The 12,529-nt window shown below is 36.2% G+C and carries 9 protein-coding genes; 7 read left to right on the top strand and 2 right to left on the bottom strand.

Annotated features, from left to right (window positions below):
• Positions 1-147: 147 nt before the first annotated feature.
• Positions 148-2,586, top strand: a complete 2,439-nt coding sequence (locus KORDIASMS9_RS06635) for a ribonucleoside-diphosphate reductase subunit alpha (RefSeq protein ID WP_114905168.1) — start codon at positions 148-150, stop codon at positions 2,584-2,586.
• A 210-nt stretch (positions 2,587-2,796) separates the two neighbouring features.
• Here KORDIASMS9_RS06635 and KORDIASMS9_RS06640 read toward each other — a convergent pair whose 3' ends face one another.
• Complete coding sequence (locus tag KORDIASMS9_RS06640; RefSeq protein ID WP_114905169.1) at positions 2,797-3,771, bottom strand: polyprenyl synthetase family protein; 975 nt, start codon at positions 3,769-3,771, stop codon at positions 2,797-2,799.
• 131 nt (positions 3,772-3,902) lie between these two features.
• Here KORDIASMS9_RS06640 and KORDIASMS9_RS06645 point away from each other — a divergent pair, with 131 nt between their 5' ends.
• Genes KORDIASMS9_RS06645 through KORDIASMS9_RS06665 form a run of 5 tightly spaced genes read left to right on the top strand, consistent with a single transcriptional unit; the run spans position 3,903 to position 10,987 of the window.
• Complete coding sequence (locus KORDIASMS9_RS06645) at positions 3,903-4,511, top strand: TetR/AcrR family transcriptional regulator (protein WP_114902093.1); 609 nt, start codon at positions 3,903-3,905, stop codon at positions 4,509-4,511.
• Between the two features lies 1 nt (position 4,512).
• The gene (locus KORDIASMS9_RS06650) at positions 4,513-5,841 is read left to right on the top strand and encodes a TolC family protein (RefSeq protein WP_114902094.1); all 1,329 of its coding nucleotides are present in this window, start codon (positions 4,513-4,515) and stop codon (positions 5,839-5,841) included.
• A 36-nt stretch (positions 5,842-5,877) separates the two neighbouring features.
• Entirely contained in the window at positions 5,878-6,237 is a 360-nt protein-coding gene (locus KORDIASMS9_RS06655) for a four helix bundle protein (protein ID WP_114902095.1), read from the top strand.
• A 40-nt stretch (positions 6,238-6,277) separates the two neighbouring features.
• Entirely contained in the window at positions 6,278-7,450 is a 1,173-nt protein-coding gene (locus KORDIASMS9_RS06660) for an efflux RND transporter periplasmic adaptor subunit (RefSeq protein WP_114902096.1), read from the top strand.
• A 9-nt stretch (positions 7,451-7,459) separates the two neighbouring features.
• A complete protein-coding gene (locus tag KORDIASMS9_RS06665) occupies positions 7,460-10,987 on the top strand; it encodes an efflux RND transporter permease subunit (RefSeq protein WP_114902097.1) in 3,528 nt (1,175 codons plus the stop codon).
• Between the two features lie 75 nt (positions 10,988-11,062).
• On the opposite strand, the gene KORDIASMS9_RS06670 is transcribed toward KORDIASMS9_RS06665, so the two are convergent.
• On the bottom strand, positions 11,063-11,422 hold the full coding sequence (locus KORDIASMS9_RS06670) for a toxin-antitoxin system YwqK family antitoxin (protein WP_114902098.1): 360 nt from the start codon (positions 11,420-11,422) through the stop codon (positions 11,063-11,065).
• A 414-nt stretch (positions 11,423-11,836) separates the two neighbouring features.
• On the opposite strand from KORDIASMS9_RS06670, the gene KORDIASMS9_RS06675 reads away from it, so the two are divergent.
• Positions 11,837-12,514: a DUF6345 domain-containing protein gene (locus tag KORDIASMS9_RS06675; protein ID WP_114902099.1), complete on the top strand. Its 678-nt coding sequence runs from the start codon at positions 11,837-11,839 to the stop codon at positions 12,512-12,514.
• The last annotated feature ends 15 nt before the right edge of the window (positions 12,515-12,529 follow it).

The following is a 12,529-nucleotide window of genomic DNA, read 5'->3' on the forward strand; positions in this document are numbered from 1 at the left end:
AAACTCCTTTCATTTTGATTGCTTAGGGAATCAAAATTGTAAATACATTAATAAAACCCAACATGCCAATTTTTTCCCGAAAATTGGTAAAAAAACTAACCCCTTTTCTCAACGAAAGTGAGAAAAGCACAAAAAACAGATGAGCGTATGTTTGTAGTAAAAAGAGACGGAAGAAAAGAGCCAATGATGTTTGACAAGATCACTTCGCGAGTGAGAAAGTTATGCTATGGCTTAAATGATTTAGTAGATCCTGTAAAAGTTGCGATGCGTGTAATTGAAGGATTATATGATGGAGTAACCACTTCAGAATTAGACAATTTGGCAGCAGAAATTGCCGCCACCATGACGACAACGCATCCTGATTATGCACGATTGGCAGCGCGTATTTCCGTGTCAAACTTACACAAAAACACCAAAAAATCATTCTCGGAAGCGATGGTGGATTTGTACGAATATGTAAATCCAAGAACAGGAAAAAAAGCACCATTATTATCAGATGAGGTGTATAATGTAATTATGGAAAATGCAGATCGCTTGGATTCTACCATTATCTATAATCGCGATTTTGGATACGATTACTTCGGATTTAAAACCTTAGAACGCTCCTACTTACTAAAATTAAACGGTAAAATTGCAGAACGTCCACAGCACATGCTTATGCGTGTTTCTGTTGGAATTCACTTAAACGATTTAGACGCAGCGATTGAAACATACGAATTGATGTCTAAAAAGTACTTTACGCATGCAACGCCAACGCTTTTCAACTCGGGAACGCCAAAACCACAAATGTCATCTTGTTTCTTGTTAGCAATGCAAGATGATAGTATTGATGGAATTTACGATACGCTCAAACAAACGGCAAAAATTTCACAATCTGCAGGTGGAATAGGATTGTCTATTCACAATGTACGTGCAACAGGATCATACATTGCAGGAACTAACGGAACAAGTAATGGAATTGTGCCAATGTTGCGTGTATACAATGATACGGCACGTTATGTAGATCAAGGTGGCGGAAAGCGTAAAGGCTCATTTGCAATTTATGTAGAACCTTGGCATGCGGATATTTTTGACTTTCTAGACTTGAAAAAGAATCATGGAAAAGAAGAAATGCGTGCGCGCGATTTATTCTATGCAATGTGGATTCCAGATTTATTCATGAAACGTGTAGAAGAAAATGGACCTTGGACATTGATGTGTCCTAACGAATGTCCAAACTTATTCAACGTTCATAGTGAAGAGTTTGAAGCATTGTACTTACAATACGAAGCAGCAGGAAAAGGAAGAAAAACCATCAAGGCGCGTGAGTTATGGGAGAAAATCCTAGAATCTCAAATTGAAACAGGAACGCCATACATGTTGTATAAAGATGCGGCAAACCGTAAATCGAACCAAAAGAACTTAGGAACCATTCGTTCTTCAAATTTATGTACGGAAATCATGGAGTATACGTCTCCTGATGAAGTTGCCGTGTGTAACTTGGCTTCGATTGCATTGCCAATGTTTATCAAAGGAAAAGAATTTGATCACAAAGAATTATTCCGTGTGACAAAACGTGTGACGAAAAACTTAAACAAAGTAATTGATCGTAATTACTATCCTGTAAAAGAAGCAGAAAACTCTAACTTCCGTCACCGTCCAATTGGATTGGGTGTGCAAGGATTGGCAGATACGTTCATCAAACTGCGTATGCCTTTTACGTCTGATGAAGCAAAAAAGCTAAACCAAGAGATTTTTGAAACCTTATACTTTGCAGCAGTTACGGCTTCTATGGAAATGGCAAAAATAGAAGGTCCATACCAAACGTATGAAGGTTCGCCAATATCAAAAGGAGAATTCCAACACAATCTTTGGGGAATTAAAGATGAAGAACTCAGCGGACGTTGGGACTGGGGAAAACTGCGCAAGCAAGTAGCTGAAAATGGTGTGCGTAACTCGTTATTAGTAGCGCCAATGCCAACAGCATCTACCTCACAAATTCTTGGAAACAACGAGTGTTTTGAGCCGTATACATCAAACATTTATACGCGAAGAGTACTTTCTGGAGAATTCATTGTGGTGAATAAGCATTTGCTAGAAGATTTAGTAAGCTTAAACCTTTGGACAGAAGATTTAAAGCAAGAATTGATGCGTGCCAATGGTTCTATCCAACACATTGACGAAATTCCACAAGACATCAAAGAATTGTATAAAACAGTGTGGGAATTGAGCATGAAAGACATCATTGACATGTCGCGTCACAGAGGATATTTCATTGATCAATCGCAGTCACTAAACTTGTTTATGGAAGGTGCAACCATGGCAAAATTAACGTCTATGCATTTCTACGCTTGGAAATCTGGATTAAAAACAGGAATGTATTACTTGCGTACAAAATCGGCAGTTGATGCGATTAAATTTACCTTGAAGAAAGAGGTAAAAAAAGCGCCTGTAGCTGTTGAAGCTGCCACGTCAATTTCTGTACAAACGGTAGCCGAAAAACCAACTCCAGTAGCAGTTGAGCCATTAACGCCAGAAGAAATGAAAGAAATGATTGCAAGAGCTAAAGACGGGCAAGATGATGATTGCTTAATGTGTGGTTCTTAAATTGAATTTGATAACAGTGTGAGTTTCAAAACTTACATTAGCATATAGAAGAAGGGAATGTTGGAAAACATTCCCTTTTTTAATTGGTATAAGTATTCAATTTCGTCCAAGTACTTCTCGATACAAATTTGCTGCACAAATTCACTCGAAGTGACGTTTGGTAATTCAAAAGCCAAAAAAATCTAACAGCGCAACAGCGCGGTCTAAAATCTATACCGTTCTATTCATCAATTGCTTACCAAACGCTTGAAGTTGTTGCTTTTCTTTGTCGCCAATATGCAACGTTTGCAATACTTTAAACGCTTTTTGTGTATACTCAGAAATGGCCGTTTTCATCGTTTCTGGTATATTAGCTTTGTTAAAAATAGCTTTCACAGTCGCTACTTTTTCGTCAGTACCTTCAGATTTCTCAGAAAATAATCGCAACAGTGTTTTTGTGTCTTCTTTTGAACTGTTTTCAAGTGCTTTTAAGTATAAATAGGTCTTTTTATTTTCAATAATATCGCCGCCAACTTGTTTTCCAAACGTTTCTGGATCGCCGTAGGCATCTAAATAATCATCTTGAAGCTGAAAAGCCAATCCTAAATAACGACCAAAATCGTAAATGCCTTGTGCATCTTGTTCGCTGGTTTCTGCAATAATAGCACCCATTTTCATCGCGGCGCCGACCAAAACGGCGGTTTTATATTCAATCATTCTCAAATATTCAGGAATGGTCACATCGTTTCTCGTTTCAAAATCCACATCATATTGCTGTCCTTCACACACTTCAATGGCTGTTTTACTAAATAATTCTGCCAACGCTTTAAAAATTGGACCTTCATAATTTTCAAACAATTGATAGGCTAAAATCAACATCGCATCGCCTGATAAAATACCAGTATTCAAATCCCACTTTTCATGTACGGTTGCTTTTCCTCTTCGCAATGGCGCGCCATCCATAATATCATCATGCACCAACGAAAAGTTGTGAAAAACTTCTACCGCCAAGGCAGCATCTAAGGCTTTCGTGTGAGAAGTTCCAAAAATTTCTGCCGTCATCAAGGTCAACACAGGACGCAAGCGTTTTCCACCTAATTGAAGAATATACACAATAGGTTCATATAAATTCTTCGGTTCGGTTAATACTACTTTTTCTTCAAGATATTCAATAAATGTTTCTCTGTATTGAGCAATCTGTATCATGTATGTGAAAATTTTACCAAAAATACCATATTTCCTTTGCATGCAAATTAAAATGAATTGTTAAATAATTGTAAAAACTTTGGAAACTTTTTTTGTTTTCAAAGTTTCCTGCATATTTTTGCAGCCTACTTATGAAAGATAAAATAAAAGTAACGGCAACGGAATTGTTCTTAAACTTAGGGTTTAAGAGTGTGACTATGGATGATATTGCCAATGAAATGGGAATCTCCAAAAAGACCATTTACACACATTTCAACAATAAAACAGCATTGGTAAGTGAGGTAACAAGTTCGCTATTTTGTGTAATTAGCGAAGGAATCGATTTGATTTGTTCTATAGAAAAGAACTCTATTGAAGAGTTGTACGAAATCAAACGCTTTGTGATGGAACATTTAAAAAATGAAAAAACGTCGCCTTTATATCAACTTCACAAATACTATCCAAAAATCTATGCAACCTTAAAAAAGAAGCAATTTGATTTGATGCAAGATTGTGTCATGGATAATTTAAAGCGTGGTGTGCACACAGGAATGTATCGTGATAATATCAATGTTGAATTTGTATCACGCATTTATTTCACGGGCGTTACAGGGATTAAAGATCAAGACTTTTTTCCTGCCAGAATGTTTCCAATGGACGCGTTGATGGATCAATTTTTAGAATACCACTTGCGTGGAATTTGCACACCTAAAGGACTTGAAACTTTACAAGAATGTATAACAACTAACCAATTAACATAACATGCGAAACAAACTAATATATCTCTTTAGTTTATGTTTTCTGAGTTTCGGATTTGCTCAGAATCAAGAAATACCCAGAAGCTTTTCTTTAGAGGAAGCCATTACTTTTGCGCTTGAAAATAACAGAACAGTCAAAAATGCAGTTCGTGATATTGAAGCTGCGAAAGAGCAAAAATGGGAAACGACAGCGGATGGACTTCCGCAACTGAATGGTAATATTGACTACATATACAACATAAAACAGCAATTTGAAGATGCGGTCGATTTTGATGAAAACGGATTCATTGACTTTGGTGCTCAGCAGTCTGTAACAGCAACGGCGACGTTATCGCAATTGGTGTTTGATGGTTCGTATTTGGTAGGATTGCAATCGGCAAAAGTATTTTTAGAAATTTCTAAAAATGCCAAAGAAAAAACCGATTTAGAAATTCGTCAAGGAGTCATAAACGCCTATGGAAATGTGTTACTTGCTGAAGAAAGTATTATGATTTTAGAGCGAAATAAGAAAACGCTGGAAGACAATTTGAGCGAAACTCGTAAAATTTATGAAAATGGTTTGACAGAGGAAGAAAATGTAGAACAATTAGAAATTACGTTGTCAAGTGTGGAGAGTAATTTGAGAAATATGAAGCGTCTGCGCGATCTTTCCTATCAAATGTTCAATATTACGTTGGGAATTGATGTAAACAACGAAACCAAACTAACAGATACGTTGCCAACGCTAACGTTTCAAAACATAACACCATCACTCTTAGAAGCCGATGAAGATGTGACGAAAACGATCGATTATAAAATTGCGGCAAATGATACGCGTTCCAAAGAATTATTGGTCAAATTAGAAAAAAGCAAAGCGCTGCCATCATTGAGCGGATTTTTATCTGGTTCGTATTTAGGAAATGGTGATCAGTTTGAATTTTTTACCAACAATCAAACCTGGTTAGGAATTGCCTCTTTTGGATTTAGTTTGAACATTCCGATTTTCAGTTCCTTGAAACGAAGTGCTTCTACGCAACGTGCAAAAATCAATCTTGAAAAAGCACAAGATGATTTGTTGGAAGTAGAACAACAACTAAAATTTCAAATTGCTTCTGCAAAAAGCGACTATCAATTATCCATTGAAGAATACGAAACTTCAAAGAAAAATTTGAGGCTTTCGGAACGTATCGAGAAAAAAAATCAAGTCAAGTTTTTTGAAGGTGTAGGTTCTAGTTTCGATTTGCGCCAAGCACAAACACAACTCTACACAGCACAACAAGAATATTTACAAGCTATGCTGGATGTTATTAACAAAAAAGCAGCGTTGGAAACGATTTTAAATACAACGAATTAATTTATAAAGTTTAATAGTTTATATGTTTAAAAGTTTATGAAACAGTTCTCATTTGAAAAATTGAATGTTTGGCAAAAGTCAAAAACCTTAGCTGTAAACATATATACAATCACAGGAAAATTTCCTGAAGTAGAACGCTTTGGACTTATAAGTCAAATAAGAAGATGTAGTATTTCTGTCGCTTCAAATATAGCTGAAGGTACAGGTAGAAATTCCGCAAATGATAAAGCAAGATTTACAGAAATTGCCTATAGTTCCTTAATTGAGTTATTAAGCCAACGGGTTATTGCATACGACTTAAACTTTATAATTAAAGATGTATATGAATTAACTAGAAAAGACATAGAAGAAATTAGCAGAATGTTAAATGCATTACGCAAATCGCAGCTAAACTAATAAACCAATAACAAAAAACTGACAACAAAAAACAACAATAATGAAAAAAATAAATATCCTCCTTCTTCCAATCATCCTTATACTTGCATCGTGCGGCGGCGGAAAAGAGAAAGACATTGACACGTTAATCACTGAAAAAAACGTTGAAAAACTAACAGAAAGAAGAGACGCTTTAAAAACAGAAAGGAGTGAATTGGATGCAAAAATCAAACAGCTTTCAGAGGCTATTGAAGAAATCAATCCAACGAAAAAGAAAACTTTTATTACGGTATTTTCTGCCAAAGACAGCATTTTCAATCATTACCTAGAATTACAAGGAAGTGTAGACACCAAAAAAAATATAGTCATCACGCCAGAGTATAGCGGAATTCTAAAACAAGTATTTGTCAAAGAAGGACAACGTGTTTCCAAAGGGCAAATTTTAGGAAGAATCGACGATGGCGGATTGAGTCAGCAAGTATCGCAATTGCAAATTCAAGCTGACTTGGCAAAAACAACCTACGATCGTCAAAAAAGATTGTGGGATCAAAAAATTGGTTCGGAAATACAGTTTTTACAAGCAAAATCTGCATACGAAGCGCAACAAAAAGCCGTAGATCAGTTGCAAACGCAATTGAGCAAAACTGCGGTCAGAGCACCTTTTTCAGGTGTTATTGATGATGTCATTACTGAGCAAGGTTCGGTAGTTGCTGCGGGACAATCACAATTGATTCGTATTGTAAACTTGCGCGATATGTACATTGAAGCGGTCATTCCTGAAAAATACCTGACAAGTGTGACAAAAGGAAAAAATGTAGAAGTATATTTTCCAGTATTAGGAAAAACGGTGAATGAAAAAATTCGCCAAGCGGCAGATTTTATTGATCCAAACAACCGTACGTTCAAAGTGGAAATTGGCGTTAATAACAAAGATGGAAACATTAAACCGAATCTTACGGCAAAGCTTAAAATCAACGATTACACAAACCCAAGCGCAATTTTAATTCCGCAAAATGTCATTTCCGAAAATGCAGAAGGCGAGCAATATGTATATGTAGCAGATTCCATTCAAGGAAAAACAGCCAAAGCCAAAAGAGCCGTTATCAAAACAGGAAAAACACAAGGTGACTTTATTGAAGTCTTAGACGGATTAAAAAATGGAGACGCAGTTGTAGATGAAGGTGCACGTAGTGTAAATGACGGACAAGAAGTAACGATTCTAACAAAAAAATAACAGCGACCAATGTCAGATAAAAAAATAAATAAGGAATTCAAATTATCCTCTTGGGCAATAGATAATCCTACCATTATCTACATCATTATGGGATTGTTGTTGGTACTCGGATTGTCGGCGTACTTTAGCATGCCAAGGGAAAACTTTCCGGAAATCAAGGAAACAAAAATTTACATCAGTACCATTTATCCAGGAAATACCGCCGAAGATATTGAAAAGCTGATTGTAGATCCGCTCGAAGATCAAATTAAAAATATCAGTAATGTGGTAGAAGTAACGTCAACTTCACAAGAAGACTACGGAATTATTGTAGTTGAATTTGACGAAGACATTACAGTTGAAGAAGCCAAAACGAAAATAAAAGACAAAGTCGATACTGAAAAAGGTGGAGAAGATTGGCCAACGTTCAACGGCGCAAAAGTAGAACCAAATGTGTTTGACTTAAACATCTCAGAAGAAACGCCAATTCTAAACATCAACATTTTGGGTGATTACACGGTGGAAAAACTCAAAGAGTATGCAGAATTTCTAGAAGATGAAATAGAAGACTTAGAGCAAATAAAACAAGTAGACATTCGTGGAGCACAAGAAAGAGAAGTAGAAGTTGCGGTAGACGTGTATAAAATGATGGCCGCAAAAGTAAACTTTGACGATGTTAAAAATGCCATTGCCAATGGAAACGTCACGATTTCTGCTGGAAACTTAATCTCTTCAGGACAAAGACGTACCATTCGTATTTTAGGAGAAATTGAGGAGCCAAAAGAGCTGAATGACTTTGTGGTAAAATCTTTAGATGGACCAGTATACTTGCGTGATATTGCAACGGTAAAATTTCAAGAAGAAGACAAAACAACCTATGCGCGTGAGTTTGGAAAAAGAGTGGTCATGCTCGATGTGAAAAAGCGTGCGGGAAAAAATATGGTCGCTGCCGCAGAAAAAATCAATGTCATTATTGATGATTTCAAAAAAGAGCATGAAGACTTAAAAGTAACGATTACTAATGATCAATCTGAAAAAACCATCAACCAAGTAAATGACTTGGTCAACAATATCATTTTCGGAATCATCTTGGTTGTGTATATCTTAATGTTTTTCTTAGGATTTAGAAACGCACTATTCGTAGGATTGGCAATTCCAATGTCCATGTTTATGTCGTTTATGATTCTGAATTTGTTAGGATATACCATGAATACCATGATTCTTTTTGCACTCATTATGGGACTTGGAATGCTCGTCGATAATGGAATTGTAGTTGTGGAAAACGTATATCGTTTGATGGACGAAGAAGGAATGTCGCGAATAGAAGCTGCCAAAAAAGGAATCGGAGAAATTGCATTTCCCATCATCATTTCTACCTTAACTACAGTAGCGGCATTCGTTCCGCTTGGAATGTGGCCTGGTGTCATGGGGCAATTCATGATCTACTTCCCAATTACACTTTCTGTCGTATTAGGTTCATCCTTATTTGTGGCAATATTTATCAACTCCATGATGGTTTCCCAATTTATGGAAGTCGGCGAGCGTGAACTCAAACTAAGACAATTGCTCATTCTCACTGCTGTACTATTATTTTTAGGTGTTATATGTTATCTAATTGGTGGCGATGCGAGAGGATTAGGAACCTTATTTATCTTTATTGCAATCATGTTTTGGGTATACAAATATGTCCTCAAACCATTGGCACGTTTTTTCCAAACGAAAATATTAGCAGCACTTGAAAGAGCGTACGAACGTTTCTTGCGATATGCCTTAACGGGATGGAAATCGTTTGCATTCTCTTTTGGAACTTTTATGTTACTAATTGTGACGTTTGCATTCTTCGGACAATCCATAGGAAGCAAACGAACCAAAGTAGAGTTCTTTCCAGATAACAAACCAAATCAAATCATCGTTTATATTGAATATCCACAAGGAACCGCGATTGAAAAGACGAATGAAATCACCAAATCTATTGAACAACGTGTATACGAAGTTCTGAGAGATGACGAATACATGGAAGATGGTAGTAATTTCTTAGTAGAATCTGCCGTATCACAAGTAGGTGAAGGTGCTGGAAATCCACAAACCGATGGTGGTTCTACTGCGGAAATGCCACATAAAGGTAAAATTACCGCGTCTATGCGCGAATACAAATTCCGAAAAGGAAAAGACAGTGAAGTATTGCGTAAAAAAGTAACGGAAGCACTCAAAGGAATTTATCCAGGAGTTGCCATTTCTGTAGAAAAAGATGCGGTTGGTCCGCCTGTTGGGTATCCGATCAATATTGAATTAGAAGGAAAAGATTATACAAAATTAATCGCCGAAGCTGAAAAATTACGCGATCTCATCAACTCAAAAAATATTGCAGGAATTGAAGAATTAAAAATCGACGTGAACAAAGGAAAACCTGCGATGCAAGTCGTGGTAGATCGTGAAAAAGCGGGAGAATTAGGTGTTTCTGCAGGACAAGTTGGGGAACAACTACGTAACTCACTATTTGGTGTAAAAGCTGCGGTGTACAAGGAAGATGGCGAAGATTATGATATATATGTGCGTTTCAATCAAGACAATCGTTATAACAAAAGTTCGTTGTTCAATCAAAAATTGATTTTTAGAAATCAAATGGGGCAATTGAAAGAAATTCCAGTGTCGGCAGTTACCAAACAACGAAATACCTCTGGATTTAGCGCCATCAAACACAACGATTACAAACGTGTTGTAACCGTATATTCAGGACTCGCACCAGGCTACACAGATGCTGCTGCGATTGTAGATCAAATCAAAGCAGAACTTGGAGACGAATTTAAGCCAGAAGGAATTAAAGTTGATTTTACAGGACAAATTGAAGAACAAGAAAAGCAAATGATCTTTTTAATGAGTGCATTCTTTGCTGGTTTAGGGTTAATTATGCTGATTCTGATCTTCCAATTTAGTTCAATCTCAAAACCAACCATCATCATGATTGCGATCTTTTTAAGTTTGATTGGTGTTTTTGGAGGATTATTAATCACAGGTGCGCCATTTGTTATTATGATGACCATGATGGGAATTATTTCCCTTGCGGGAATTGTGGTAAATAATGGTGTGGTTTTACTCGATTATACACAATTACTGATTGATCGAAAAAAACATCAATTAAAAATTCCGAAAGACACCTATTTACCAATACCGCATGTATTTGAAGCTATCGTAAAAGCTGGAAAAGCGCGTTTGCGTCCTGTATTACTAACAGCAATTACAACGGTTTTAGGATTAATTCCGCTCGCCATCGGATTCAATATTGATTTCTTCTCGCTATTCAGTGAATTTGATCCAAAAATATATTTAGGAGGAGACAACGTCATATTCTGGGGACCATTAGCCTGGACAGTTATTTACGGATTGATTATTGCAACATTCCTAACGTTAATCATCGTTCCAATACTATTCTATCTCATTACGAAATTCAAATTTTGGGCGTTCAAAAGCAAACGTCCTATAGAATATGGTAGCATTATCAACGACGCAGATGAAGATGACAACATCAACGAAATTGATTTACCGATAGAAACGGTGTAATAAAATAGAAACTTATAAAAACAAAAAAATCCCGAAATCATACAATTTCGGGATTTTTTTATGATCGTTAAAAACTTATTTATTGCTAACTACCGTAGTAGAGCGTTTCCAAGTATTAACGTCTTTAATTTTACTATTTGCATAATCTACTTCACTCAAACGATCTGTATTCCAAAAGAACCACTTTCCTACTTTTTGTCCTTTATCGTAGTTTCCAACAGCAGTTTTCTTTCCGTTTACGTCAAATGATTTCCATTCTCCTTGCAACTTTCCATCGAGGGTAAAAAAACCTGTTTGTGCTACTTCACCATTGGCATGATAATATGTAGCTTCAATCAAATCTCCTTTTTTCTCTAAGGTTGGTTTCTTGTCGTTTTGCGCAAATGCAGTCAGTCCTGAAACTAGGAAAACTGCTATTAAAAGTAATTTCTTCATGTCTATATATTTTTAATAATTTGAGGCTTCTGTTAATATTTACATTACAAACTTAACGTTTTTTTTACTTTCAAGCAACATTTGCATAACATTAAATTAACATTGGAATCGAAAAATACTGTATTTCAGCAGTTTAATGATGGTTTTAATAATAACATTCAGCCAAAAAAGGGGAAAAACACCTATTCGTAATTAGGGTTAAGATGGCAGTTATTCATCAGATTAGCATGTATTTTTGAGAAAAACTAAAACTAATACCAATTTACACATAAAATGATGTTTATAAACTCGTTCATTTGGCAGTTTAGTTCTTTGTGAATACGTTCCGTAGCTAAGGCTATACAGCCAAAGCAACTTCGTATCCAAAACACCATTTTAAATGTAAATTGATATAATTTAAAAAAACTACTACTTATGGGGGCAATTGGAATAGAATGGGTAAACCAATATAATGGCAACGCTTCTGATCTTAATAATAACGATGACAATGCCAGAGGTTTTTATAACACGCTGCATGGCACGCGACAATTTGATTATGGAGATAACCTAGCTTGGGATCAAGATTTTGAAAAATCAGGAAAAGGATCGCCAAACGCGGGAACTGATACAACATATATTGATAATGTTGATATTGCTTTTTTCTCAGGTCACGGTGCTAGAGATTATTTATTATTTGGTCGAAACGATCGCGACAATGCAAAAGCCCGAAATACAGAAATGGAATTGGGCGACAAAGACTTAGAATGGATTGTTTTTGATGGATGCAATGCACTAGATTTTAACGGCTTATGGAACCGTTGGGGTTGGGGCGTTTTTAAAGGATTGCACTATATTTTAGGATTTGCAACAATTTGTTATGACAGAAAAAGTAGAGGGAAAAAATTTGCCAACCGATTAAATGATGGCTGGACCATGCGTGAAGCATGGATAAAAGCTTGTAAAGAAACGGAACCTAATGCAACAAAATGGGCGTATTTACGTGCCAACGAAGGCGGAATTACTACCTATAACGATCATTGGCATGGAAAAGGATTTGTAAGTCCAGATCCTGACAATCCTGATATGTTACTATACCTTAACGGAAATTGCTAATTATAAAAATCACAA

This window comes from Kordia sp. SMS9 (assembly GCF_003352465.1).
GTDB lineage: Bacteria > Bacteroidota > Bacteroidia > Flavobacteriales > Flavobacteriaceae > Kordia.

Excerpts from the sequence above, each read along its gene's own strand:
- KORDIASMS9_RS06635 (WP_114905168.1), top strand. The coding sequence starts at position 148 with ATGTTTGTAGTAAAAAGAGACGGAAGAAAAGAGCCAATGATGTTTGAC.
- KORDIASMS9_RS06640 (WP_114905169.1), bottom strand. The coding sequence starts at position 3,771 with ATGATACAGATTGCTCAATACAGAGAAACATTTATTGAATATCTTGAA.
- KORDIASMS9_RS06645 (WP_114902093.1), top strand. The coding sequence starts at position 3,903 with ATGAAAGATAAAATAAAAGTAACGGCAACGGAATTGTTCTTAAACTTA.
- KORDIASMS9_RS06650 (WP_114902094.1), top strand. The coding sequence starts at position 4,513 with ATGCGAAACAAACTAATATATCTCTTTAGTTTATGTTTTCTGAGTTTC.
- KORDIASMS9_RS06655 (WP_114902095.1), top strand. The coding sequence starts at position 5,878 with ATGAAACAGTTCTCATTTGAAAAATTGAATGTTTGGCAAAAGTCAAAA.
- KORDIASMS9_RS06660 (WP_114902096.1), top strand. The coding sequence starts at position 6,278 with ATGAAAAAAATAAATATCCTCCTTCTTCCAATCATCCTTATACTTGCA.
- KORDIASMS9_RS06665 (WP_114902097.1), top strand. The coding sequence starts at position 7,460 with ATGTCAGATAAAAAAATAAATAAGGAATTCAAATTATCCTCTTGGGCA.
- KORDIASMS9_RS06670 (WP_114902098.1), bottom strand. The coding sequence starts at position 11,422 with ATGAAGAAATTACTTTTAATAGCAGTTTTCCTAGTTTCAGGACTGACT.
- KORDIASMS9_RS06675 (WP_114902099.1), top strand. The coding sequence starts at position 11,837 with ATGGGGGCAATTGGAATAGAATGGGTAAACCAATATAATGGCAACGCT.